The 25347-nt window shown below is 45.4% G+C and carries 30 protein-coding genes; 13 read left to right on the top strand and 17 right to left on the bottom strand.

What is annotated here, in order from left to right; genetic code table 11:
• Window positions 1-4: 4 nt before the first annotated feature.
• Window positions 5-298, top strand: coding sequence for a hypothetical protein (locus FD961_RS01980; protein ID WP_215393895.1), 294 nt, complete (start codon window positions 5-7; stop codon window positions 296-298).
• A gap of 85 nt (window positions 299-383) precedes the next feature.
• On the opposite strand, the gene FD961_RS01975 is transcribed toward FD961_RS01980, so the two are convergent.
• Window positions 384-1397, bottom strand: coding sequence for a D-glycerate dehydrogenase (locus tag FD961_RS01975; RefSeq protein WP_215393893.1), 1014 nt, complete (start codon window positions 1395-1397; stop codon window positions 384-386).
• 98 nt (window positions 1398-1495) lie between these two features.
• Here FD961_RS01975 and fdxA point away from each other — a divergent pair, with 98 nt between their 5' ends.
• The 4 genes from fdxA to FD961_RS01955 are packed head-to-tail and all read left to right on the top strand — an operon-like array spanning window position 1496 to window position 4248.
• On the top strand, window positions 1496-1819 hold the full coding sequence (fdxA, locus tag FD961_RS01970; RefSeq protein WP_071464719.1) for a ferredoxin FdxA: 324 nt from the start codon (window positions 1496-1498) through the stop codon (window positions 1817-1819).
• Between the two features lie 43 nt (window positions 1820-1862).
• Entirely contained in the window at window positions 1863-2909 is a 1047-nt protein-coding gene (locus FD961_RS01965) for an NAD(P)/FAD-dependent oxidoreductase (protein ID WP_215393892.1), read from the top strand.
• A gap of 41 nt (window positions 2910-2950) precedes the next feature.
• Complete coding sequence (locus FD961_RS01960; protein WP_215393891.1) at window positions 2951-3745, top strand: thymidylate synthase; 795 nt, start codon at window positions 2951-2953, stop codon at window positions 3743-3745.
• A 14-nt stretch (window positions 3746-3759) separates the two neighbouring features.
• Window positions 3760-4248 (top strand): dihydrofolate reductase, encoded by a 489-nt coding sequence (locus tag FD961_RS01955; protein WP_215393889.1) that lies wholly within the window; start codon window positions 3760-3762, stop codon window positions 4246-4248.
• 64 nt (window positions 4249-4312) lie between these two features.
• Here the strand turns inward: FD961_RS01955 and FD961_RS01950 are convergent, their stop codons facing one another.
• The gene (locus FD961_RS01950) at window positions 4313-5152 is read right to left on the bottom strand and encodes a peptidylprolyl isomerase (protein WP_251371309.1); all 840 of its coding nucleotides are present in this window, start codon (window positions 5150-5152) and stop codon (window positions 4313-4315) included.
• Window positions 5153-5216: 64 nt separating this feature from the next.
• Here FD961_RS01950 and FD961_RS01945 point away from each other — a divergent pair, with 64 nt between their 5' ends.
• Window positions 5217-5840 (top strand): SOS response-associated peptidase, encoded by a 624-nt coding sequence (locus FD961_RS01945; protein ID WP_215393888.1) that lies wholly within the window; start codon window positions 5217-5219, stop codon window positions 5838-5840.
• Between the two features lie 9 nt (window positions 5841-5849).
• Here the strand turns inward: FD961_RS01945 and FD961_RS01940 are convergent, their stop codons facing one another.
• From FD961_RS01940 to FD961_RS01925, 4 genes are all read right to left on the bottom strand, one after another.
• Complete coding sequence (locus tag FD961_RS01940; protein ID WP_251371308.1) at window positions 5850-6173, bottom strand: hypothetical protein; 324 nt, start codon at window positions 6171-6173, stop codon at window positions 5850-5852.
• Entirely contained in the window at window positions 6174-6770 is a 597-nt protein-coding gene (gene msrQ, locus FD961_RS01935; RefSeq protein ID WP_215393887.1) for a protein-methionine-sulfoxide reductase heme-binding subunit MsrQ, read from the bottom strand. It abuts the gene before it with no gap.
• 74 nt (window positions 6771-6844) lie between these two features.
• Complete coding sequence (locus FD961_RS01930; RefSeq protein WP_215393886.1) at window positions 6845-9055, bottom strand: xanthine dehydrogenase family protein molybdopterin-binding subunit; 2211 nt, start codon at window positions 9053-9055, stop codon at window positions 6845-6847.
• Window positions 9056-9065: 10 nt separating this feature from the next.
• The gene (locus FD961_RS01925) at window positions 9066-9563 is read right to left on the bottom strand and encodes a (2Fe-2S)-binding protein (protein WP_215393885.1); all 498 of its coding nucleotides are present in this window, start codon (window positions 9561-9563) and stop codon (window positions 9066-9068) included.
• Window positions 9564-9727: 164 nt separating this feature from the next.
• On the opposite strand from FD961_RS01925, the gene FD961_RS01920 reads away from it, so the two are divergent.
• Window positions 9728-9943, top strand: coding sequence for a hypothetical protein (locus FD961_RS01920; protein ID WP_071464710.1), 216 nt, complete (start codon window positions 9728-9730; stop codon window positions 9941-9943).
• Window positions 9944-9952: 9 nt separating this feature from the next.
• Here FD961_RS01920 and FD961_RS01915 read toward each other — a convergent pair whose 3' ends face one another.
• Window positions 9953-10246, bottom strand: a complete 294-nt coding sequence (locus FD961_RS01915) for a 4a-hydroxytetrahydrobiopterin dehydratase (RefSeq protein WP_215393883.1) — start codon at window positions 10244-10246, stop codon at window positions 9953-9955.
• A complete protein-coding gene (locus tag FD961_RS01910) occupies window positions 10243-10971 on the bottom strand; it encodes a pseudouridine synthase (protein ID WP_215393882.1) in 729 nt (242 codons plus the stop codon). Before FD961_RS01910 ends, FD961_RS01915 begins: the two co-directional genes overlap by 4 nt.
• Window positions 10972-11063: 92 nt before the next feature.
• Here FD961_RS01910 and FD961_RS01905 point away from each other — a divergent pair, with 92 nt between their 5' ends.
• The gene (locus FD961_RS01905; RefSeq protein ID WP_215393881.1) at window positions 11064-11606 is read left to right on the top strand and encodes a DUF2889 domain-containing protein; all 543 of its coding nucleotides are present in this window, start codon (window positions 11064-11066) and stop codon (window positions 11604-11606) included.
• On the opposite strand, the gene FD961_RS01900 is transcribed toward FD961_RS01905, so the two are convergent.
• Window positions 11603-12373 carry an SDR family NAD(P)-dependent oxidoreductase gene (locus FD961_RS01900; RefSeq protein ID WP_215393879.1) on the bottom strand — a complete coding sequence of 257 codons (771 nt, stop codon included), beginning with the start codon at window positions 12371-12373 and terminating at the stop codon, window positions 11603-11605. The two genes, FD961_RS01905 and FD961_RS01900, sit on opposite strands and share 4 nt — an antisense overlap.
• A 275-nt stretch (window positions 12374-12648) precedes the next feature.
• On the opposite strand from FD961_RS01900, the gene FD961_RS01895 reads away from it, so the two are divergent.
• A complete protein-coding gene (locus tag FD961_RS01895; RefSeq protein ID WP_215393878.1) occupies window positions 12649-13245 on the top strand; it encodes a hypothetical protein in 597 nt (198 codons plus the stop codon).
• A gap of 9 nt (window positions 13246-13254) precedes the next feature.
• On the opposite strand, the gene FD961_RS01890 is transcribed toward FD961_RS01895, so the two are convergent.
• From FD961_RS01890 to FD961_RS01870, 5 genes are all read right to left on the bottom strand, one after another.
• Window positions 13255-14178: an MBL fold metallo-hydrolase gene (locus tag FD961_RS01890; RefSeq protein ID WP_215393877.1), complete on the bottom strand. Its 924-nt coding sequence runs from the start codon at window positions 14176-14178 to the stop codon at window positions 13255-13257.
• Entirely contained in the window at window positions 14179-14745 is a 567-nt protein-coding gene (locus FD961_RS01885; protein ID WP_215393876.1) for a lipocalin family protein, read from the bottom strand.
• Between the two features lie 3 nt (window positions 14746-14748).
• Window positions 14749-15711 carry a protein-methionine-sulfoxide reductase catalytic subunit MsrP gene (msrP, locus tag FD961_RS01880; protein WP_215393875.1) on the bottom strand — a complete coding sequence of 321 codons (963 nt, stop codon included), beginning with the start codon at window positions 15709-15711 and terminating at the stop codon, window positions 14749-14751.
• 66 nt (window positions 15712-15777) lie between these two features.
• Window positions 15778-16185 (bottom strand): BLUF domain-containing protein, encoded by a 408-nt coding sequence (locus FD961_RS01875; RefSeq protein ID WP_215393874.1) that lies wholly within the window; start codon window positions 16183-16185, stop codon window positions 15778-15780.
• A gap of 103 nt (window positions 16186-16288) precedes the next feature.
• Complete coding sequence (locus tag FD961_RS01870) at window positions 16289-18523, bottom strand: NADP-dependent isocitrate dehydrogenase (RefSeq protein WP_215393873.1); 2235 nt, start codon at window positions 18521-18523, stop codon at window positions 16289-16291.
• 252 nt (window positions 18524-18775) lie between these two features.
• On the opposite strand from FD961_RS01870, the gene FD961_RS01865 reads away from it, so the two are divergent.
• The gene (locus tag FD961_RS01865) at window positions 18776-19969 is read left to right on the top strand and encodes an MFS transporter (RefSeq protein ID WP_215393872.1); all 1194 of its coding nucleotides are present in this window, start codon (window positions 18776-18778) and stop codon (window positions 19967-19969) included.
• Here FD961_RS01865 and FD961_RS01860 read toward each other — a convergent pair.
• Window positions 19966-20982, bottom strand: a complete 1017-nt coding sequence (locus tag FD961_RS01860) for a DUF6352 family protein (RefSeq protein WP_215393871.1) — start codon at window positions 20980-20982, stop codon at window positions 19966-19968. The genes FD961_RS01865 and FD961_RS01860 overlap by 4 nt on opposite strands.
• Window positions 20983-21057: 75 nt before the next feature.
• Between FD961_RS01860 and FD961_RS01855 the strand changes: the two genes are divergently transcribed.
• The gene (locus FD961_RS01855; RefSeq protein ID WP_071464697.1) at window positions 21058-21405 is read left to right on the top strand and encodes an FKBP-type peptidyl-prolyl cis-trans isomerase; all 348 of its coding nucleotides are present in this window, start codon (window positions 21058-21060) and stop codon (window positions 21403-21405) included.
• Between the two features lie 70 nt (window positions 21406-21475).
• On the opposite strand, the gene FD961_RS01850 is transcribed toward FD961_RS01855, so the two are convergent.
• Window positions 21476-22465 (bottom strand): transglycosylase SLT domain-containing protein, encoded by a 990-nt coding sequence (locus FD961_RS01850; RefSeq protein WP_071464696.1) that lies wholly within the window; start codon window positions 22463-22465, stop codon window positions 21476-21478.
• Window positions 22466-22982: 517 nt separating this feature from the next.
• Between FD961_RS01850 and FD961_RS01845 the strand changes: the two genes are divergently transcribed.
• Complete coding sequence (locus tag FD961_RS01845) at window positions 22983-24011, top strand: DNA/RNA non-specific endonuclease (RefSeq protein ID WP_215393870.1); 1029 nt, start codon at window positions 22983-22985, stop codon at window positions 24009-24011.
• On the opposite strand, the gene FD961_RS01840 is transcribed toward FD961_RS01845, so the two are convergent.
• Entirely contained in the window at window positions 24003-24245 is a 243-nt protein-coding gene (locus FD961_RS01840; protein WP_071464694.1) for a DUF3820 family protein, read from the bottom strand. The two genes, FD961_RS01845 and FD961_RS01840, sit on opposite strands and share 9 nt — an antisense overlap.
• Window positions 24246-24411: 166 nt before the next feature.
• Here FD961_RS01840 and FD961_RS01835 point away from each other — a divergent pair, with 166 nt between their 5' ends.
• Window positions 24412-25326, top strand: coding sequence for a DUF6662 family protein (locus FD961_RS01835; protein ID WP_215393869.1), 915 nt, complete (start codon window positions 24412-24414; stop codon window positions 25324-25326).
• Window positions 25327-25347: the final 21 nt, after the last annotated feature.

Genomic DNA, 25347 nt, shown 5'->3' with positions numbered 1-25347 from the left:
CATCATGAAACTTACCAAAAAAGAACTCGTCTTTCTAGACCCAACCCATACAGCTAAAACCTTAGTCTTGGTCTACTTGTGTTTTTCTGTACCCATCGTTTTGTTGGCTTTATTTGTAGCCTTTATTCGAGATGGTGCTATTCCAGGATTTACCGTCCTATCCGCTCTGATTCTGAACGCACTGCTAGGCTTTGGCTTACTTTGGATCGCCTGCAAAGTGTATAACTGGGTGGCAGAAAAATTTGGTGGAATTGAATTAGCACTGCGTGAGCTTCCAGAAGAAATTGACGCCGAATAAGTTAATACTTCATGCTGTAGTTGAAATAAAAAGCCGAGAAATTCTCGGCTTTTTTAATTCCTGCAGATATGCCTTACATCAAGATCTAAGGCTTAAATACTTCTACATTAATCAGACTTGGTGGTTTCTTACCATCGAGTGCTGCTCTTAAATTAGCAATTGCCAAGTCCACCATAGCCCTGCGAGTCTTTTCAGTTGCGCTAGCAATATGTGGGGCTAGCACCACATTACTCAATTTAAGCAACTCCGGATTAACCTTGGGCTCGCCTTCAAAGACATCCAATCCGGCAGCAAAAATTCTCTTCTCTTTAAGTGCTTGAGCTAAGGCAAGATCATCCACAATCCCACCGCGCGCAATATTGACAAGGGTTGCAGAGGGTTTCATCAAAGCAATTTCTTTTGCACCAATGGTATGGTGGCTCTCAGCACTATAGGGTAAGACGAGTACAACATGATCAGCAGTACGTAACAACTCTTCTTTTGAGACATAGCTTGCACCACACGATTGTTCATCAGCCTCTGATAGGCGACTGCGATTGTGATAAATGACGTTCATACCAAAACCAAGCGCACGCTTCGCAATGCCTTGACCAATTCGACCCATACCAATAATGCCGATAGTACTGTGATGTAAATCCATCCCAAGAGGATTGTTCACAATCGACCACTTATCCCAAAGACCATTTCTTACCCAATGCTCTGACTCAGTAATACGCCTTGCAGTAGCCATGAGCAATGCAAATCCAAAATCAGCAGTGGTGTCAGTAAGAACATCTGGTGTATTGCTAGCCATCACACCAGCAGCTGTAATCGCTGGCACATCAAAGTTGTTATAGCCCACCGAAATATTGGCGACAATTTTTAGATCTTTCGCATTGGCCAAGGCAGCGCTATCAATTCGTTCGCTACCAGTTACTAGGGCTCCAGCAACTCCAGAGAGAGCCTTTTGCAATTGCTCAGGAGTAAAGATTTCATCCTCCTGGTTTGAGTGAACCTCAAAGGATTGCTCCAATTTGGCCAAGGCCTCAGGAAAAATGGCTCTAGCGACGAAGATTTTGGGCTTTTGGCCCTGAGTTTGGGTATTTGTCTGGATATTCATAGGGGGAACTTTACCTCAAGTAAATCGAGCTATTTCAGCTAAAATTGAACTTTTATAACTTAGCAACCCCAAATTTGGGGTTCTTTAGATTAAACATCATGACTTACGTTGTTACCGAATCCTGCATCCGCTGCAAATACACTGACTGCGTTGATGTTTGCCCAGTTGATTGTTTTCGCGAAGGTCCTAATTTCTTGGTCATCGATCCAGATGAGTGCATCGACTGCGCAGTATGCGTACCAGAATGCCCAGTCAATGCGATTTATGCAGAAGATGACGTACCTGGAGATCAACAAGCTTTCATCAAACTCAATGCTGAGTTATCTCCCTCATGGACATCGATCACCAAATCTAAGGCAGCACTTCCAGATGCTGACGAATGGAAAGATGTCAAAAACAAACTTGATCAGCTTGTAAAGTAATTTGTTCGGTCACCATCTAGACCAACACTACTAAAGAGCATTTGTGTTGCACTCACCCACACTAGCCGACGCAGTCATCATTGGCGCCGGCCCAGTGGGTCTATTCCAAGTATTTGAGCTGGGTCTTTTAGATATCAAAGCACATGTCATTGATTCGCTGCCTGAAGCAGGTGGTCAATGTATTGAGTTATACCCCGACAAGCCGATCTACGACATTCCAGCGATTCCAGTCTGTACTGGGCGTGAGCTAACCAATAATCTCCTCAAGCAAATTGCACCATTTAGCCCGCAATTTCATTTAGGGCAAGAGGTCACAGGGCTTGAGCAGCAAGCCGATGGGCGCTTTCTAATCAGCACCTCACAAGATCTACATTTTCTAGCTCAAACAGTATTTATTGCAGCTGGCGTTGGCGCCTTTCAGCCCCGCTTACTCAATTTAGAGAGCATTGAAGCCTTTGTAGATAAACAAGTGTTCTATCACATCAAACATCCAGAGCAATTTTCTGGAAAGCGTATTGTCATTTGTGGTGGCGGAGATTCTGCGCTCGATTGGACTCTATATTTTGCAGACAAAGCAGCTAGCGTTACCTTGATTCATCGCCGCGATGACTTTAAAGCAGCGCCGCAATCAATCACCAAGATGCGAGAACTTTGCGCGGCTGGAAAAATTCAGCTAGTGATCGGACAAATTACTGGCTACGAAAGTAAAGATGATCGTTTATCTGAAATCCTTATAAGCGATATTGATGGCAATACCAATCTATTACCGCTAGATGATCTTTTGATCTTCTTTGGACTTTCACCTAAATTAGGTCCGATTACCAATTGGGGTTTAGATATTGATCGCAAGCAAATTGTGGTCGATACCGAAAAATTTCAGACTAGCATTCCAGGGATTTATGCCGTAGGTGATATTAATGCCTACCCAGGCAAAAAGAAGCTCATTTTGTCTGGCTTTCATGAGGCGGCTTTGGCTGCCTTTGCTGCTGCTGCATACCTCAATCCAGAGAAGCAAATTCAATTGCAGTACACCACCACCTCCCCCAAGCTTCATCAAGCGCTTGGGGTAAAGCCAGCCTCACCGGAGTAAGTTATCCTTACAGAAGTTCATTTACTTTTAGCCAATTTTCTATGCGCCAATATCACGATCTCATGAAAGAAGTCCTTGCAAAAGGCGTTCAAAAGTCCGATAGGACAGGAACTGGCACGATCTCCGTGTTTGGGCACCAGATGCGCTTTAACTTGGCGGATGGCTTTCCGATGGTCACCACTAAAAAGCTGCACCTCAAGTCCATCATCTATGAATTGCTATGGTTCCTCAAAGGCAGTACCGATAACAATTGGCTCAAAGATCGTGGCGTTTCCATTTGGAATGAATGGGCTGCTCCCGATGGTGATTTAGGTCCAATTTATGGATACCAATGGCGCTCATGGCCGGCACCTAACGGTCAGCACATTGATCAGATAAGTGAAGTTGTAGAAACCATTAAAAAGAATCCGGACTCACGTCGCATTATCGTTTCCGCATGGAACGTAGCCGATATTCCGCGCATGGCTTTAGCGCCTTGTCATGCCTTCTTCCAGTTTTATGTTGCCGATGGCAAATTGTCTTGCCAGCTCTATCAACGTAGCGCTGATATTTTCTTAGGGGTGCCATTTAATATTGCCAGCTATGCCTTATTGACTCATATGATGGCGCAACAATGTAATTTAGAAGTGGGTGACTTTATTTGGACTGGTGGTGACTGTCATTTGTATAGCAATCACCTAGAGCAAGTTGATCTCCAGCTCTCTAGAGAGTTCTTCCCACTGCCCAAGCTCAATATTTTGCGCAAACCCGAATCTATTTTTGATTATGAATTTGAAGACTTTGAAATCGTGGGCTACGAATCCCATCCCCACATTAAAGCTCCGGTAGCTATTTAAGAAATTCTCTAGACATGACACAACCTGCTATCTCGATGATCGTTGCGCGCTCGCGCAATTACGTTATTGGTCGAGACAATCAAATGCCTTGGAAGATCTCGGCAGACTTACAGTTCTTTAAGCGCGTCACCATGGGCTACCCGGTCATTATGGGTCGCAAGACATGGGAATCGATTGGTCGCCCACTTCCTGGTCGTCGCAATATCGTTGTTAGCCGAAACGCTAGCTATGAGCTTGCAGGCGCAGAACTTGCTAGCTCTCTTGATGAGGCACTCAATCGCTTAAGTGAAGCCCCTCGAGTGTTTGTGATTGGTGGCGAGCAACTATTTAAGCAAGCCTTTGATAGAGCTGACAAACTCTTTATCACTGAAATCGAGATGGATGTTGATGGTGGCGACACCTTCTTTGAGGTGCCCAAGGAATCAGATTGGAAAGAAGTGGAGCGGACTCCTGGGTCTGAAAATGGCATCGACTTTCACTTTGTCACACTTGAGCGTAAATAAAAAGGACTCCTAGGAGTCCTTTTTATTTGGGGAAGCAACAAAACGCCGAGTCTTAATGCCTCGATTACTGAACGATAATCTTTGAGTTCTTTGCAATTTGGGACACAAATTCAAACTGCTTCTTCTGGATTAGTCCAGCACGCACAGCTTGCTTAGCTTGCTCAAAGGTAGGCGGCTTGCTAGATTTTTTATCTTCTACTTTGAGCAAATACCAGCCCTGCTGAAGATCGATTGGGGATGAAGTTTGGCCTTTGGCAAGATTCACTAAAGCAGCTGAAATCTGGGGTGGCACTTGACCTGCCTGAACCCATCCTGCAGCACCGCCTTGAGCCTTATTGGGGGCCAATGAAACGCTTTTAGCAACTTTATCAAAGGGCTCGCCTTTTTTAATTCTATTTAATGCCGCTTGCGCATCTGCCTCAGTAGCAACAGCGATATCGCTAATCTTGTATTCCACAATCATGCCTTGCGGTCCAAGGGAAGAAACTTGTTTGTTGTACTCCGCCTGCACATCGGCATCGGTAATAGGATTTTTCGTCATGAAATTAGAAAGCTCTAGGTCAGCTAAATAGTTTTGACGAATCATCATCAATTGCGTATTTGCCTTGTCAGAATTTGCTAAACCATCTTTTTCCGCTTGTTGCGATAAGAGCAATACTTCGATGAATTTTTCTAGTACGGCTTTACGTAACTCGGGAGAATCTTTTTGCCCTTGTGAAAGTGCCGCACGAATACCTTGCTCAACCATGTCGTTGGTGATGATGGTGCCATTAACGGAGGCAGCAGCATTTACGGGTAAACCGCTTTGCTGAGCATTGGCAGATCCGCAAGCAGCAGCAGTCAAAAAACTAGCAGCAATAAATTGCATAGCCAGGGGCTTAAATTGAAGGCTAAAAAATTTCATTCAGGTTGATCTTTCTATATGAGAACCTCAATACTACCAGTAGCCATCACAGTAAAATGGCCTTATGTGTGTTCAATACCTTACAACCACTAATACCGATTGGGTCAAGACCCACTTTGATCTTGATCTGCCTGTAACTAGCGCACAGGACGTATTTCCTACCTACCCAGGCCCAATTGTTTTAAAAAGTCACAATACACAACGCACTGCGCTTGGCCCTGCCCGCTTTGGATTAATTCCCTCATGGGCTAAGGATGAGGCCTTTGGTAGAAAGACTTACAACGCTAGGCTAGAGACCGTCAGTGAAAAGCCGTCCTACAAACATGCATGGACCAAGCGCCACTATGCACTGGCTTTGGCAGATGCGTTTTATGAGCCCTGTTACGAATCTGGCAAAGCTGTTCGCACCAAGATTACCCAAGTCAATTGTGAGCCGATGGCCATTGCATCTATTTGGGATACCTGGACCGAACCTGAAACTGGGGAATTAATTGTGTCATTTTCAATGCTCACTATTGAGGCAGGTAAGCACCCTCTCATGAATCGTTGCCATAAATCTGAAGATGAAAAACGTACTGTCGTACCTCTACGACCGGAGCTATTTCAGGAATGGTTAAATGCCACACCCGAATCGGCAATGGCTATTTTAAGCCTTTCTTCAATTCCCGAACTCACCTTCTCTGAATAGATTCTGAGCCTAAAAGGAAATGGCTGGGGTCATTGGTTCATAAGGATCAGCAGACTCTGTCTCAATCGCCTCTGCCTCCTGTTCACCAACAGGTACATTAAAAAATTGGGAATCGACTGGTGGTCTTTTTTGTAAATTCATTTGCTGCTGATTTGGATCCACTGGACCAAAAGGGCCTTCAGCCGGAGAAATCTTCTGATCATTAAATGCCTTTAATTGCTCAGAAGTATATGGCGAAAAGGTCTGAACCCCTTGATTGGACTGGGTTTGAGCCATTACTGAAGAACATAGGATCAAGAGCAAAATAGTCAACTTCATACGAATAAGGTTCATTTAGCTCTTTAGTTGTTGACGAAAATACTGACTGACCAATGGTAGTCTGAAAACTAAAAGCACTAGCACCACTCCAGCATAGATCGATACCGTTTGTAAGTCATTCTTACCAGCCTTGTGCCACCAATAATGAGCAATAGCAGTGATCGTAATGATGTAAATGAGTTTATGCAACAAGGTCCAGCGTTTTCCTAGCTGCCTCACAGACCATCGATTTGATGTGAGTGCCAATGGAATCAATAACACCAAACTTACAAAGCCCATCGTAATGAATGGCCTTTTGATCACATCGTGCAACATCGCTTGCAGATCAAGACTCTGGTCTAAGAAAAGCCAAATACTGAAATGGATGCTGGCATAGAAAAAACAGAATAGCCCAAGCATGCGACGCAGCTTAATCCAGATAACTGAGCCGGTAACAAGACGCAATGGCGTCATGGTCAGCGTGCAGCATAGAAATACTAAAGCCCATGTACCAGTTGAGCGGGTAATGAATTCTATAGGATTAGCGCCCAATCCATCCTCATACCCAAGCCATACCAAGCGCCCCAAAGGAATTAGAGAGAGTAGAAATACGGCGCTTTTCAGAAACATCATCCTATGATGTTAAACGACCCTATCTGGCAATGCTAAATAGGGTCGCTTTATTTAAGCTACAGAGAGAATTTGCCTTATGCCAAGCTCAAGCCCTCCTTATAGAGAGGGAAGTTGCGCACAGGTCTACCAATAGCGGCGGAAATCGCATTGGCAACAGCAGGACCAACGACGCAGATAGTTGGTTCGCCTACCCCGCCCCAGAAATCATAGGTTGGCACCAAGACTGTTTCGATTCGCGGGGTAGATGCTAACTTGATCATTGGATAAGAATCCAAATTCTGCTGTTTGATGCGACCATTTTCAACTGTAATTTCTGGGTTGAAGATCGCACCTAAAGCCATTGCTACAGAGCCTTCGATTTGCTCGCGAGTTAAATAGGGATTTACAACATGACCAGAGTTCAATGCAAATACTAAACGTTTGACATGAACCACATTGCCATCGACAGAGACTTCAGCAACACATGCAGAGTAACTTGCGTAACCCATGAACTGAGCCACACCACGATAGGTTCCGGCAGGCAAAGGCTTATCCCAATTGGCTTTTTGAGCGGCTGCATTCAAAACACCTAAATGTTTGGGATGACTTTGCATTACGGCCTGTCTAAATTTGACAGGATCCTTACCAGCGGCTTTTGCACATTCGTCCATAAAGCATTCCATAAAGATGCCATTCTGGTTCGTGTTTACGCCACGCCATGGTCCGACAGGCACATGGGTATTCTTCATGACATATTCGGTTAAGAGCGCTGGAAATGTATAACCGAGCTGTGCATCAGGGCCTTTTTCATAAAACCCTTGCAACTGACGCTCATCTTTACCGTCTTTAATTGCCGAGGGTGCGAGAGTGGCGTTAATGGATTGGCCAGCCACTTTAATGTGCATACCAGTCACATTGCCGCCTGCATCCAAGCCAGCGCTCATTTTTGCCATCGCAATTGGGTGATAGTAGTCGTGTGTCATGTCCTCTTCACGACTCCAAAGCACCTTCACCGGCACTCCAGGGAACTTCATGGCAACCTTGGCTGCATAGGTCGTAAAGTCTTGTGTAGAGCCGCGACGACCCAAACCACAACCAGAATCTAATTTATAGACTTCACAATTGGCCAATGGAATCCCGGTAGCTTCAGATAAAGCTGCATGCGATCCCTCCCCATTTTGAGTGGGCACCCAAGCTTCTGCACGATCACCACTAATTTTCACGGTAGCGTTCATCGGCTCCATGGTGACGTGAGCGCGATATGGAGTGTAATAAATCGCCTCTACTTTTTTAGCAGAGCTATTAATTACTTCAGGAGCATCGCCCACCTTTCGCTGCCAGAAGTCACCTTGCTCATCCAAGCCAGTACGTAACATCTGATCAATATCACCCTGAGAAACGTTGGCAGCTTTGCCCTCATTCCAGACAATAGGCAATGCATTCAAGGCAGTGTTTGCACGCCACCAAGTATCTGCCACTACAGCAACCGTCGCATCATCAATTTGGACTACGCCTTTAACACCACGTAAGTTCTTTACCTTTGCCTCGTCATAACTGACAATCTTCCCGCCAAATACCGGGCAAGACTTCACTGATGCACATAACATTCCAGGCATTTGGAGATCTGCACCATAGACTTTTGTGCCATTTACCTTATTGGCGGTATCTATGCGTGCATAAGGCTGACCAGCCACCGTCCACTTACGCGGGTCTTTTAAGGTAATTGACTGTGGATCTGGAGGAGTCAAAGTAGATGCTAGCTCTGCGACTTTTCCATAAGTCGTTTTGCGGCCAGTTGGCACATGAGTAATGACACCCTTGTCGACTTTTAATTCTGTAACGGGAACATTCCACTGATTCGCGGCAGCCTGAACCAACATGATGCGGGCAGCAGCTGCGCCACGTCGCACATAGTCCTCAGAGATACGAATACCTCGGCTACCGCCAGTACCGTGCTCACCCCATACACGCTTCCGCGCCAAACTCTGGCCTGGAGTTGCAGACTGGGTTTTTACTTTTTTCCAATTGCATTCCAACTCTTCAGTAACTAGTTGAGCCAAACCGGTGCGAGTGCCCTGCCCCATCTCGGAACGGGCGATTCTGATGTAGACAGTGTCATCAGGCTTGATGCTGACCCAAGCATTAACTTCTGGCTCGCCGGTTTTCATTGGTGAGTTCTGATCATATGAACCACCAGATTGCGCCAAAGCAAACTCAGGTAGAGCGCCAATGCCTAACATTAAGCCACCACCAGCAATACTGCCCTTGATAATAAAGTCGCGACGCGAAGTATTTTGGATTGTCATCTGATTCCCCTTAACCACGAGTCGCAGGAGAAGCTTGGTATTGCGCCAACACTTCTGCTAATGTTTTCTGACCGGATGCAACATGAATGCCATCACGAATTTTTTGATACGTGCCACAGCGACAAATATTCGACATGGCGTTATCAATATCTGCATCAGTAGGTTTTGGTGTTCTTTTTAGTAAGGCAGCGGCAGCCATGACCTGCCCAGATTGGCAATAGCCGCACTGAGGGACGTCTAGTGCAATCCAGGCTTTTTGCACTGGATGGGAGTTGTCTTTAGACAAAGATTCAATCGTCGTAATCTTAGTGGCACCAACAGCGGATACCGGAACCGAGCATGAGCGAACAGGTTCGCCATTCATATAGACGGTACAGGCGCCGCATTGGGCTACTCCACAGCCATACTTGGTACCTGTCAGTCCTATTACCTCACGAATAGCCCATAGCAGGGGCATATTGGGCTCTACGTCGACATTGTGGATCTGCCCATTGATGTTTAGCTGCATGCTGTCTCCTCCGCTTTATTTTCAAATGACTATAAATCATTCTGGAATTTTTGCAGGCGCACATCAATTCCTGCAGCTAGGGCTAGAGGCGCCCTCCAATGGCATTAATTCCTATCGAAGTTGGGCCTAATTTGCTATTCTGAGGGTTCAAATTAAGGATATTTATGACAAACGAAAATCAACCCTCAAACGACGAAGATTTTGACTATGGTTGCGAATGTGCCATGACTCTATTAAACGAGCCCACCGAAGACTGTCTGAATGACTTAATTGATGAGCTTGACGAGGACGGCATGATTTCTACCGAAGTGGTCTATGGCTTATTGGCAACAATTTTGATGAGCCTCAATGAAGAAGATCACGAAGGCGAAGAGCACTAATTTTTAGGGCTACACCTGCAAGGCGTAAGCATCCATTGCTTTAGCCATCTGAATGTCTAGAGTAGTCAATGCTTTAGCTGAATGGGTGCTTAACTGCACCACCACTCTATTCCAAGAATTTTTCCAATCTGGGTGGTGATCAATTTCATCGGCATATTGTGCGCACAGCGTCATGAATGCAAATGCCTGTTTGAAATCTTGAAAAATAAATTCACGGGTAATGTGAATACCTGATGACTCCACTCTCCACAGGGGAATGGCTTCTTGGTAATCGAAATCCCGAGATAGAACTATTGCACTCATTTTGACTCTACGCTTTGGGATAACTGTTTTAAATCCTCTGGATATAACCAGCGCCATTGACCCTCAACCAAATCGATAGGCATCACATATGAACCAATTTCAACCCGATGTAGCTTAGCAACATGATTACCTACCGCAGCCATCATGCGTTTTACTTGGTGATACCGACCCTCAACTATAGTCATAGCTAAGGTGGTTTCAGAAAGCTGTTTGCACGCGGTGGCATAACATGGCCGGGGGTCATCATCTAAAACAACCCCATTGAGTAAATGATCTATTTGAGACGAAGTAATTGGGTCAGGTGTTGTGATTTCATACACCTTACCAATGTTCTTTTTAGGCGTTGTCATCTTATGAATAAATTGACCATCATCTGAAATTAATAACAGGCCAGTGGTATCAAAGTCCAAGCGCCCAACGCATTGCAAGCCGCGCTCTACGAAAGGGGTGGGCAATAAGCTATAGACACTCGGATGATGTGTTGTTTTATGCGAGCACTCATAGTTTGCCGGCTTATTAAAAGCGATATAGGCTTTTTCGTGGAACTCCCAATCCTTGCCTTCAACATTGAGCACAAGCCCTTCTGTTGGAATGCGCTCCTCAGGATCTTCAGCAAGAACACCGTTCACTTTGACCAAGTCGGCATACACCAAATCACTACAATAGCGACGTGTGCCAAAGCCCTGGCTAAAGAGAATTTTTTCGAGGGAAATCGGTTTTGCCATATGCTGCAGAGAATACTACAGAGCACCTTTACCTGTTGCTTGATCAATTGATTATCATTGACAGATCCAGCAAAGATTTGAATTGATTCCGAATGCTTTCAACACCAAAACCACGTACCCCAATCCATACCCGAGAAATTACCTTCTGTGGCTTTGCCAGAGAAGATGGTCTATGGGATATCGAGGGCCATCTCAAGGACTTCAAACCTACGCCTTTTGTAACTGGCAATACCACTTGGAAGCCGGGCGAGGCCTTTCATGATATGTGGGTTCGCCTAACAATCAATAATGAGCTCGTCATTCAGGATATTGAGGTGTCGATGGATGCACATCCGCACCCAGAATGCCCACAAGTAATTCCACCAATGGATGCACTTGTTGGTGCACGCATTGGAAAAGGTTGGCGCAAAACAATTCAAACGCATTTGGGCGGCATTGCGGGCTGTACCCATTTACGCGAATTACTGAATAGTCTTGCTACTGCTGCCTTCCAATCCATTCCGGGCGCATTATTTGATCCCGATACAAACAAGCCGCCACTTTACCTAGGCACATGTAAGTCTTGGGATTTCAATGGCCCTGTAGTGCTACGCATTTATCCCAAGTTTTATCGCTGGCAAGACCAGAGTTCTTAAAACTCTCCGCGGTACACATTAAACGCATTAGAAGCTTGCTGAACTGGCATGACTTCGAGCACGTTAATATTCATGTGACTTGGTAGAGTCGCAGACCAGTAAATAGCTTCGGCTACATCGTCAGCACTCAAAGCCTTTACTCCGGTGTAAACCTGACCTGCCTTATCGTCATCTCCCTTAAAACGAACATTAGAGAACTCTGTACCAGCACACATACCTGGCTCAATACAAGTCACGCGCACAGGGGTTCCGATTAAATCAGCACGCAAGTTCAAACTAAATTGCTTCACAAACGCTTTCGTCCCGCCATATACGTTGCCACCTGGATAAGGGTAATTAGCCGCTACTGATCCCAAGTTGATCACATGCCCCCGTTTACGCTCCACCATGCCAGGCAAGAATGCGCGACTCATATGAACGAGACCTTTGATATTGGTATCAATCATTTGATCCCAATCACTCAAGATGGCTTTTTGAGCTGGTTCAAGGCCCAAGGCTAAGCCTGCGTTATTAACCAGTACCGTCACATTAGTAAATTCAGCAGGTAAAGCAGTCGCCAAGGCATCCACTTTTGCGCTATCGCAAACGTCTACTACTAAGGTTAATAATTTTTTCTGTTGATCAGCGGGTAGAGATGCTTTGAGAGCATCTAAACGCTCCGCCCTTCTTCCGACAGCAATGACCTTGTGCCCATGAGCTAAAAAACGGCGGGCAGTTGCCTCACCAAATCCGGCAGTAGCGCCAGTAACTAAAACGGTATGTTCCATATTTCTTTTCCACCTTTTAAATAGATTGCCTCTTTTAATTTAATATTAATGCTTATATGATTCTTGTGCGGCTTCTCTTTCTATTATCGCTTTTGATTTCATCTGAGGTCATTTGGGCGGATGAGAGTAAGTTCTCAGGTAATTTTCTACGGCTCCGAGAGGAAGACTACCAAAACTCGTCCGAACGCATTTTAGAATTTTGGGGATATCACAGCTACGAGGGTAGCGGCAGCTACGATGACACCTTAAAGCTCAGATACTATCAACCACTAACAGTGAGTGATTGGAAGGGCACTCTCCGTCTGGATACATCGTATGTGTCATCTTATGGGCCATCTCAAGCGGCCCAATCAACAGGCCAATATAGTGCAGGTAACACCCTACTAACCATTTGGGGGAATCATCCCGATATCCTTCCGAGCTGGGGCGGCTCCTTAGGAGGCAGAATCATCTTCCCTTTTGGGAATAATGGGCAATGGGCCATAGGACCTCAGGTAGGGTCGGCTTATAAACCCACAGAAGGCAGCAAGTCTCCTCTTTCCGACTTCTCCCCATTAGCGAGATATATGTATGGGTTTGGTACAAATAATTCCACTACCACCAACCCAACCCAATCAAATCTATTGCGTAGCCTTTATTTATATCCAACGCTTGGGTTTAATATCGCTCCACAAACTCAAATCCGATTTTGGGATGAGAATGGGGTAACTTATAACAGTGCTGGTGGGGGTTGGTTTATACCTCTAGATGCAATGGTGACACATCGTCTAGACAAAAATTTCTTAGTTGCGATAGGTGCAGCAAAACAAGTTGTACAAACATACCAACAATACGATTGGATGGTTTACGGAAAAATTTCTCTCAACTTTTAAGAAAATTTCTTAGCCGATATCAACTAAGCACCCATCTTGAATATCAGCCGCCCCAGATTTCACTAAAGCCTGCGGTAACCATTCTGAAAATTCCTCCATACCCATATTCAGCTGATTAGCAGCACTCCTCAATGCAGGTGTATTGATTATCCAATCATTTACTTCTAACAGGCTCTTGGCACGCCATTCCAATAACTTGTACTTCAATAAGACTTTAGCCCCATGACGCGCATTGCGATCGGGATCAGATGCCAAATAATCTAGTCTCGAACGTGCCGTGGCAATTGCTTTGGTGACACCTGCAAAAGGCATGCCATGCCCCGGTATTACCAGAGATACCGGCAAGCTTTCAATCAAATCTAGGGTTTGTGCAACCTCCTCAAATCCAGGCTCGCCCCAAAGCTCAGGAAAGATGACGCCAAAGCCCTCCTCCCATAGAGCATCTGCCGAAATGAGGATGCCGTGTTTTTCCTGATACAGCATGATTGAATGAGGATCATGGCCGGGTGCAGACAGGATCTTCCAAAGATATCTGCCTAAGAGGATTTCTTGCCCCGGAATCAGTAATCCGGAATGCTTAAAGCGAGGGCATTCTTGACCCAAATTGTCATAGCTTAGTAAATCAGTATTCCAATCGTTAACAGCCAACTCTTCTGCAGCGGGAATATAAACCTCACAATCATAAGCATTCATGAGGGCAGCATTACCACCACAGTGATCTGAATGCAGATGAGTATTGACTACCTTAGTTAAGGTAGATAAGTGATGTTTAGCCAATGCATTGTGTACCAAATTCAGCGTCATATTTTGGTGAGCACAATATCCTGTATCCACCAGAGAGACATCTTCTTCACCAAAGTGAAAAATATTATTAGCCGATAGCCAGCCCCTCTCAAATACCTCAATGCCAGGCGGCAAAACATACTGATTCATTTAATTCTTCTGTGGCTGAGTCGTTTGTTGCGTTAACTCAAGCTTACGCACGTCAAATTTCTGGGTCTCTAGACGTTGTAGCAATTCGTCATAAGTCTTTTTATCGAGCTGTGGTGTTCTAGAGAGAACCCAAAGGTATTCTCTTTTGGGATCGCTCACAGCGGCGACTTGATATTGAGGATCTAAATCGATCACCCAGTAATCGCCCCACACCATTGGAATAAAAGAGAGCCATGCCGGAGCGAAGCGTACTTCCAACTTAGGTGAATCTTTAGCGCCGGTTTGTCTAGCCTCACCCTCTGCTTGGGTCATTGCACCATCAGCTGTTTTGCAGCTATTAAGTACCTTGAGATTTCCATCTGGCTTAGCTGAGTAAACTGCCTGAGTGTTACTAGCGCATTTTCTTTGAAACCAATTCGGAAATTTAGCAATCTCATACCAAGTTCCCAGGTAACGAGGAACATCAAGAGATGCAATTGTTTTCACTGGTACATCCACTTGTCCATAGCTTGGGAAGCTGATAAACAAAAAGCAAGCGCTAAAAACTGCAGAATAGATTTTGTTCATTGATTAATAGTATTTTTTCAAATCCATGCCGGCATACATGCTAGCGACCTGATCAGCATACCCATTAAACATTTGGGTTTTGATCTTCGGAGCAAACATACCTTTAGGATCACCAATTCGGCGTTCTGTTGCCTGACTCCAGCGCGGATGATCCACTTGAGGGTTCACATTAGAGTAAAAGCCATATTCGCGGGCATCAAATTGATTCCAACTGGTTTTAGGCATCTCCTCAGTGAACCGAATTTTGACAATCGACTTGGCGCTTTTGAAACCATATTTCCAGGGCACCACAATCCGAACAGGTGCGCCATTTTGTTTTGGTAATACTTCGCCATACAATCCAAACGCAAGCAAGGTAAGCGGGTTCATTGCCTCATCCATGCGCAAGCCCTCGCGGTAGGGCCAGTCAATAATGTTGCTACTCACACCAGGCATTTGTTTGCGATCTGCTAAAGAAATAAATTCCACGTACTTAGCCGAACCCAGTGGCTCTACTTTATTGATTAACTTAGATAGCGAGTAGCCATCCCAAGGAATCACCATAGACCAACCCTCTACGCAACGCATACGGTAAATACGCTCTTCCATGGGTGCTAGCTTCAATAAGGCATCGATATCTAGCGTTATTGGCTTTTTAATCAAGCCCTCAATAGAGATAGCCCAAGGTCGGGTTTGCAAAGTATCAGCGTGGGCAGCCGGGTCCGACTTATCCGTCCCAAACTCATAGAAATTGTTATAGCTCGTGACGTATTTATAAGGCGTCATCTCATCTTTAGTGCTGTAGGCTGGGTTTAGAGTGGAGCTCAATTTATCCGGGGTAGCAGCAAATGCCTGCCTTGAAAACCAAGGCGAGAGTGCCGCACCAAAGCTTCCTGCGGCGGCTGCCTTAATCAGGGCTCGGCGATTCTCAAAAACGGCCTGTGGTGTGATGTCACTTGTCAAAATGGTTTTATCGATATAAGGCATGGCGAACCCCGTTGATGTATTGCGACCATTTTGCTACCGATAGGGATTTATTGCTAGGCAGGCGAATTAAATCAGTGCTTCACGCATTTTGTTCAGTAGGGCAAGGCTATGCTTATCCATTCCACCTACCATTCCAGCCAACACTGGATAGTCTCCAACAAGAGTCTCTCCGCCATAAAACCGCAATAACCAGTCGGGAAAGCTACGCTCAGAAATTTCTCTGATTTCTAAAAGCTCGATTCGGTGGTGGCGCTTATCTTCTTGAATGCGCTTCCATACTTTCATAATGTTAGCGCGCTCACCTTCAATAATTTGACCGAACTGTTGGTTGTCATAAAACAAAATTCCCGTCACACCAAGCTCAAGATTAAAAGCTCTTGCAGATTCCAACAAACGCATGAGACCCAGAAAAGACATATCGGATACCGCTTCACTCAGGTATGTCAGCTCTACGAGGTCTGTTGGTTTTGGCATGGATCTATCGAATGGGGTATCTAACAACAAAAAGGCAAACCCGAGAGTTTGCCTTTTTATATTAAGCCTAATTCACGTATTAGGCTCCTATCGCTTCTACCTATTAAGCTCTCATTGCATTTAAAGCTGCATTGAAAGTGGGGCTTGGACGCATCACTGCTTTGCATTTCTCAGGATCGGCAACAAAGTAACCGCCAATATCGGCCGGCTTGCCTTGGACCGCTTTGAGTTCAGCCGTAATCTTTTGCTCATTTTCAGCAAGCGATTTAGCCAAAGGCGCAAAGTAGGCCTGCAACTCTTTATCCTCAGTTTGTGCAGCCAAGGCTTCAGCCCAGTACATAGCCAAGTAAAACTGGCTACCACGGTTATCCAGCTCACCTGTACGCGGAGAAGGTGACTTATTGTTATCCAATAACTTGCCAGTAGCTTCATCCAAGGTGCGAGCCAAGATCTTCACTTTTTGGTTGCCAGTCTTGTCGCCGATATCTTCTAGAGAAACAGCTAAGGCCAGGAACTCGCCCAAAGAATCCCAACGTAAATGGTTTTCTTCTACGAGCTGTTGAACGTGCTTAGGAGCAGAGCCACCTGCACCCGTTTCGAACAAGCCGCCACCGGCCATCAAAGGCACGATGGAGAGCATCTTCGCGCTGGTACCCAATTCCATAATCGGGAATAAGTCAGTGAGGTAATCACGCAAGATATTGCCAGTGACAGAAATAGTGTCCTTGCCACGAATGACACGCTCTAAGGTGTAACGCATTGCACGGGTTTGAGACATGATCTGAATATCAACGCCTTCAAGGTCATAGTCCTTAAGATAGGTTTTAACTTTCTTAATCAACTCTGCCTCATGTGGGCGGTACTCATCTAACCAAAATACGGCCGGAGTATTGGAGAGGCGTGCACGATTGACTGCCAACTTGACCCAATCACGAATTGGGGCATCTTTACATTGGCACATACGCCAGATGTCTCCTTCTTCTACATGTTGCTCAAGCAACACCGTACCATCCTCAGCAACGATGCGCGCTACACCCGCCTCTGGAATCTCAAAAGTCTTGTCATGTGAGCCGTACTCTTCAGCTTGTTGAGCCATCAAGCCCACGTTAGGCACAGTGCCCATAGTGGTTGGATCAAAGTTACCGTGAGTCTTACAGAAATTAATCATTTCTTGATAGATGCGGGCAAAAGTACTCTCTGGGATCACCGCTTTGGTGTCATGCAAACGACCATCCGCACCCCACATCTTGCCGCCAACACGAATCATGGCAGGCATCGATGCATCAACGATGACGTCGCTAGGAGAGTGCAAGTTGGTAATGCCTTTAGCCGAATCAACCATCGCCAATGCTGGGCGGTGCTCGTGACAAGCATGCAAGTCCTGAATAATTTCTTCACGCTTGGATTCTGGCAAGGTTTTGATCTTCTCGTAGAGACTGCTCATGCCGTTATTGGCATTCACACCTAACTCTTCAAACAACTTAGCGTGTTTCTCAAAAGCCTCTTTATAGAAAATCTTCACAGCATGACCAAATACGATCGGATGAGAAACCTTCATCATGGTTGCCTTCACGTGCAAGGACAACATCATGCCGGTTTTATAAGCATCGTCGATTTCTTTTTCATAGAACTCGCACAAGGCTTTCTTGCTCATATACATACTGTCGATAATTTCACCAGCCAGCAAAGCAGTCTTTGGCTTGAGGACAATCGTTTTACCGCTCTTAGTCACCAAATCCATGGCGACATTACAGGCCTTTGTCATCGTCATTGACTTCTCACTCGAGTAGAAGTCGCCACCATGCATATGAGAAACGTGCGTACGAGAAGCTTGGCTCCACTCGCCCATAGAGTGTGGGTTCTTACGCGCATAACGCTTTACAGCGGGCGGTGCACGGCGGTCAGAGTTACCCTCACGCAACACTGGGTTTACTGAGCTACCTAAGCACTTGGAATAACGGGCGCGGATCGATTTTTCTTCATCTGTTTTAGGATCATCTGGAAAATTCGGGATCTTGTATCCCTTAGCTTGCAATTCTTTAATGGCTGCGAGCAACTGTGGAACAGATGCGCTAATGTTTGGCAACTTAATAATATTAGTGTCTGGCAACAAAGTCATTTTGCCCAGCTCAGCCAAATTATCTGGAACTTTTTGCTCAGCAGTTAAACAATCAGAAAACTCGGCCAAGATACGTGCAGCAACAGAAATGTCGCTCTTCACAATCTCTACTCCAGCAGGCGCTGTAAAAGTGCGGATGATTGGCAAAAATGCGCAAGTCGCCAAAAGCGGCGCTTCATCTGTCAGCGTGTAAATAATCTTTGATTTCTCTGAAGCCATTAACGTTTCCTCGATATTGATAAATTTACAGAGTCAGGTTTTTACCCTGCCACTCTCATATTCCGCATTTTGCAAATCGCTTTTAGCAGGTCTGTTTTATAGGCCTTTTTTGCCAATGAGGCGAGTCTTCAATTTTAAATCATCGAGATTGCCAAAATGAGGGGATTTGCACCCCAAACCCGCAGATGTTGCCCAATTTAAGGGAATCCCCCGAGACAGCGGGGATGACAAATTCACCTTAAACTGCATGTCATGTCCAGCAAGCACCCTTTACTCAATAAAAACCTAGTGCTACTGATTATTTGCCAAGGTCTATTTCTAACCAATAACGTTACCTTTATCGCCATTAATGGCCTAGTGGGGCTCAGCTTAGCGCCACTGAGCTGGATGGCCACCCTACCCGTCATGGGCTATGTTGTTGGGGCTGCTTTTTCCACCTCTATTGTTGCCAAATCCCAAAACCGATTTGGGCGCAAGACCTCTTTCCAGTTGGGACTCTTAGTGGCGATGCTATCCGCCCTGGTGTGTGCTTATGCGGCGTTTAGCAGAAACTTTTGGCTCTTGGTAACTGGCACTTTTATCGCTGGCTATTACAGCGCCAACGGACAGCTTTATCGGTTTGCAGCTGCGGAGCTAACCGAAGTCAGCCAGCGTGACAAGGCAGTCTCATGGGTGCTTGCTGGAGGCATTCTGGGAGCAGTTATTGGACCTAATTTAGCCTCCTGGACTCGCAACCTCTTCGATACCGCCTTCTTGGGCGCCTACCTCACACTCTCGATTGCCGCTTTGATTGGAATTTTGGTTATGCAGTGCATCCATTTTCCAGAAGAATTTAAAACTCAACATTCCCTTGCGGATGGGCGCCCCCTCAAGAGCATTCTTCAACAGCCTGTCTTTATGGTTGCGGTTATTGGTGCTGCATTGGGCTACGGGGTGATGAATCTTCTCATGGCAGCAACCCCCTTAGCCATGCAGATCTGTGGCTTACCTTTCTCAGATACCGCCCTCGTTCTGGAGTGGCACGTCATTGGCATGTTTGCTCCAGGATTTTTTACAGGCGCCCTTATTCAACGTTTTGGCGCTCTCAAAATAATGGGTGTTGGCGTAAGCCTTAACTTTCTCTGCATATTCATTGCACTCACCGGCACCGATCTTCACCAGTTCTTCATTGCGCTATTCTTGCTGGGAGTTGGATGGAACTTTTTGTTCACTGGCTCAACCTCTTTAGCAATGACGGCTTACAAACCAAATGAGCGAGATAAAGCGCAGGCTTCTATCAACTTCTTTGTATTTGGGACCATGGCATTTACCTCATTTGGATCTGGCGCCCTGATAACTTCACAAGGCTGGAATATCCTTAATCTGGGATCACTTATTCCAGTCATCATTACCGCTGCAGCACTAATTTGGCTAGCAGGCGCAAACAAGAAAACCCAAACAGCTTAAGAAACTTTTGCGAGTGGTAAATTAAATAATAAGTTTTGCGGCTTTAACTTTAACTGCTGCTGCTCATTTGCAGCAATTGCCATGTAGACTGGCTTGCCTTGCTGAGCTTTGGTAACCGCAGCTTCATCGATAAAGTCCAATCGAAATAAACAAATCACTTTCTCAAGCTCATCAGACTCAACAGATTCTTTGTTGTAGAGCTTGTTTAATATTGCCGTCGCTGATGCGTCTAAGCCTACATGCCATGACCATTTAGGATCACTGATTTGCTGCATTGGCGTAATGCGCACTGCAATCCCGAGGAAATGTGCAATCCATTTCTCTAACACGCGGCAAAAATGACTAATGGGCTCATGCCCAAAATTAAGTTGGACGGCAAAATCAAATTCTTCATTACGCGCCCAATATTCAGCAGCATTTTCTTCATATAAAACATCGAGATCAGCCGAGCGAGTCAACATCGATTTGCCTTTGAGCAAGTCCATAATATTTCCAGACTCACCTGCCTGCGCATTACGCGAGACCACCTCTTCATCCGCACCCATAACAATACTGTCCTCAAGGACAGTAATTTTCTGAGTCCGAAAGAAAATTTCTCCCATGCGCACTTCAAGTGGATGTGCATTCTCACCCAAAATGTGTCGTACAAAGATCTGCGCTAATTGCATCACAAATAAAGGTGGCACATCAACGCCATCGCCTTTAAAAAGACTCATGTAGAAAGCTTCTAAGGAGCTCGCTGCTAATAGACGTGAGCGATAGCGCAACCAGACTCGATAGTTTTCCTGAATATCCAGATCAGCCATAGCCGCAATATCCTGATCGGCAATTTGAGCGCGGGGGTTTTCGGTAAGGCGCTGGTGGAGTAAATGTTCAGCCTCGCATGATTCAGTGACTAAGCTAAGCTCAGGCCTTAATAAATAGGTGCGCAAAAAGTCGTCTGTCACCAATAGCTGTCCATCTGGGCTTGGTAATAGGGTTTGATAGGCAGAATTGAGCCAGTAATTGGTCATGTTGTTAAGCTTGAAGTAAGAATCTAAAGCTCAGAATATACTAGCCGATCAATTTGTACCCAATAGGAAAACATCATGACTGAACTCAAAAAAATCGACACCGTTGTTGGTGAAGGCAAGGAAGCTACTGCCGGCAATCACGTTGACGTCCATTACACCGGCTGGCTTTTTGACGAAAAAGCGCCCGACCATAAAGGTCAAAAATTTGATAGCTCACTCGATCGCGGCCAGCTTTTTAGCTTTCCTTTGGGCGCTGGTCACGTGATTAAGGGTTGGGATGAAGGCGTTGCTGGAATGAAGATCGGCGGTAAACGTACTCTCATCATTCCCTCTGAAATGGGCTATGGCGCACGTGGCGCTGGTGGAGTAATACCCCCAAATGCCACACTCGTATTTGATGTTGAGTTACATGGGGTGAACTAAGTAAGGTCGCCTTCTGCTAAATAAAAAGCCACCCAAGGGTGGCTTTTTTAATCTGTCATTATTAATTCAATTAGGAGCGCAAATCTTTGCCATTTAAGGTTAAGCGGTTTATAGAGCGCGTCTGGCAAAGGCCAATTAAGCGACTACGTTCTGCCATGACCTTATCAGCGTAACCACCATCATCTTCTGCATTAGCAGCGCCCACGTAGAACTTGAGGCCATTACGTAAAGAGCCTGCAGTAGCAATGAGGTACTTCAAGATATAGGCGCCTACTCGAATATTTACTTCAGGCTTAACTGCTTGTTGTGTACCGCCATAAAGCGCATATTTTTCACGGTGCACTGAAGTCATTACCTGCATGAGGCCTTCAGCACCAGCTTGACTCTTGGTATTGGGATTGAAGTTGGACTCTACAGAGATCACCGCCAATAACAACACCGGATCGATATTCACTTCTTTGGCTATCAAAATGGTATTGGACACATACTCTTCAATCTTGGCGCGATCGAGGCTGTATTTCTTTTCAAAGAAATCAGCAACAGCACGTTGATTCTGAATAGAGCCCATCAAATTGCTATCCAAGGCTTGTGGATCGATCTTGGAGGTTGGAATGCGATCGGCCAAATGAGAGATAGACTTCACCGGCACTTGAGCGACGGAGGGCATTAACAGTGCAACGGTTTGTTGCTTTGCAGATGCCAAGCCGGAATTATTGGGTTTTGACTTGTTGTAGATAACAGCCGCAATCTCAGTCTCAGGCGCAGATGAAGAAGCTACTTCATTGCCGCTCTTGTATTGATCGAGCATTCCAAAACCGTTGCTCCAAACAATGTTACGAGCTTCATCAGGGACCAGTACACGAGCTAAGTCAAATGGACCTGCATTAGTGCCGTTACCCGAAAGCCAAAGACCTACCACCATGAATACAGTCACAACGAGTAAGCCATTGATGACTCGATACACTGGAGCCATAGCGTGGGCTAGCAGTTCTTTTGCAGCCAGCATTGCTGATTGCTCCCCCTGCATCTCACTCAAATTGTTAGATAAACATTTACTCATTCAATTTTTACGACACCTTCAAAACCGCAGAACTTGTTGTCCCGCTGATTTATGCTGCATCGCAATATATAAAAAACATGGGTCATCCTAAAAAGGTTCTTATATCAAGTCAAGAATAAAGAATAGAATTTCAATAACTTTTAAGTCTTGAAATACGGGAGATCCCGAATACATCCCCAAAATGAGCTAATTTATCCATAAATTTCAATGACTTAGGTATGTTAGGGCGCACTAATTTCATTTTATAAAAAATTGTCTAAATTCTGACTTTTTTACTATTTGGAATGAAAAATCATTCCTAAAAACCATACATCTAGTATTTTCAAGTCCGCTAATTTCTACCCATAGTGCCAACTGGTAAATGTTGCAAGGCATTATTTTTAAAGGCCATTGCTGATGTAGAGGAATGCGCCAGCGCAGCTACCGAGCAAATTAGTACTCACTGAAGGGCTAATAAGTAAGCGAGCTAAGAAAAAAGATTCAGGCTACTTAAAGCCAGCCCCTACACTTATAAACAATGAAATTGAAACGCAAACTCCTGACTCTTGCAGCCCTTCTTGCTTGCTTGCTTGCTCCTATCAGGGCTTTTGCTCTCTTCGAAGAATGCAAGGAACTCTTTCCAAACCAACAGGTGCCTATAACTACCCAGGCTGGACGGGATCTTTGCTTTGATAGCTTTGCGGTTTATTACTCATCGCAAGATAAGAAACCAATCTACACGGTTGAGAAGCTGAGTCGCGAGCAGTTGCTGGCTCCGCACCCCCGCAGAAGTAACCAGTTCTATGAGGAGGCAAGACTGCCATTTTCAGAACGCGCCCTACTTTCTGACTATCGAGGTAGCGGCTATGACCGCGGCCATAATGCCCCAGCGGGTGATATGAGCAATGAGCGAGCCATGGCACAGTCATTCTCGCTAGCTAATATGATGCCCCAGGCTAGGCAGAATAATCAGGGCATCTGGGCCAAGAATGTAGAGGAACCGACCCGGCTTTATGCCAAAAGAGCGGCTGGCGATATATATGCTTTTACTGGCTCCACTGGAAATCAAGGAAGCATTGGTAGAGGTCAAGTGACGATCCCAAGCCATCTATATAAATTGGTTTACGACCCGAATAAAAATTTGGCGTGGGCTTATTGGATTGAAAACACCAATGAGGCTCAAATGTCCCCGCCGATCTCTTATGCAGAATTAATAGGGAAGACGGGAATCGATTTTCAATTGCCGTTGAACAAGGGCCCTTCTCAGACCCAAGCAATCGCCCCCAATACCAAGCCAAATAAGGCCGTTCTTGGCGGGTGGTACCCCGTATTTTTTGATACGTACTCGCCAGAAAAGATCAACGGCATCGTTACTCGCATTCGGGAGGGAAAAGTGGCAAGTATTCAGATTCAATACGACAGCAATGAAGAACTTGCAAAACGAATCGCCTCGCAAATTGAATCGCGAACCGCCTTATTCATCAGCCCTATTCAAAGCAGCCCACCAGATACCCCTGGTGTTACCTACGAACGCAATCGCGTTACTGCCATCATTCGCTCAAAGTAGTTTTGATTTAGCTTGCAGGCCATGCGCCCGCTGAATGGGCGCAAGCAATCCGCGTAATCCATTGTGATCTAGGGTGTGCATTAACTCTAGCAACTCGCCTATTTCACCCTTCGGAAATCCTTCGCGTGCAAACCACGCTAAATAATTTCCTGGCAAATCTGCCAAAGCTCTCCCTGCATGCTTACCGTAAGGCATTTTCATGAGTACGAGTTTTTCTAGTGCTTGTGAATCCATTGAACTGAAATCTTACAAGGGAATACAAATCACCCTACAAATCTAGCCATTTATTCAGAGAAGGTCTTTTAACCAATTGAGAATCATTCTCATTTGATTTGCTATATTGAGAACCGTTCTCATTTAAGTTTTAGCCACTTCTTTCAACCCCTTCTCTCGAATAAATATGAAACTGACCATTCAAAAACTGATTGCCTTTAGTCTCGTCCTTGCTGCCACCTTACATTTCTCATTAGCTCATGCTGGTGAAGGTGTCTTTGGATGGATCTATACCTTAGATCTTCAACCAAAAGATAAATTGGAGTTTGAACAACGACTGCAACTAAACCAAACACAAGCATCGGGTACTTACGATGCTTGGACAGCAAGAACCGAGCTGGAATATGGCTTAACCAATGATTTACAAATTGCAGGCTATATCAATTCGTATTACACCGATGCCAATCAAAATTACACCAATCCAGAGGCATGCGGTGATACACCCACCTGCACAGGCGGCTATGGGGTACCTTCATCTCATGATCCCTCAACTGCTTATAGAAAGAGTGGCATTGAAGGCGGGTCTCTTGAGGCGATTTACCGCATTACCAATCCAGTGACTTCACCTGTTGGTATTGGTCTTTATTTAGAGCCAAGCTGGGGTAGAAATAAGGATGAAATTGAAGCTCGCTTATTACTGCAATCTAACTTTATCGATGATCGTTTAGTAGTAGCAAGTAACGTTGTTGTTGCCAATGAACGATTAAAGTTTATCGAAAATGGCAATGTTCCTGAATCGATGCTCGACATCTTAGTTGGAGCTAGCTATCGCTTTGCCCCCAAATGGTCAGCTGGTGTAGAAGCCCGTTTCCATAATGACTACTCAGAGCTCAATTTACGCAATCAAGTACAGCGTGCCACCTTTGTCGGCCCCAATTTGCACTATGCCGCGAAGGATTGGTGGGTAACTGGTGCCTGGCGCTATCAGCTTGCTGGTGGGACTTGCATGGGTGGCGGCGAAGCGGAATGCTCCAATGCCCGGGTATGGGATAGTCACTCGGTTAATGAATACATCCTCAAAGTAGGTTTTCCACTCAACTAAGCCATAGAGTAGAAATCAATC

Source organism: Polynucleobacter sp. TSB-Sco08W16, assembly GCF_018687455.1.
Lineage (GTDB): Bacteria > Pseudomonadota > Gammaproteobacteria > Burkholderiales > Burkholderiaceae > Polynucleobacter.
Note: the sequence above shows the minus strand (reverse complement) of the source record. Positions and strands in the feature narration are given on the sequence as shown.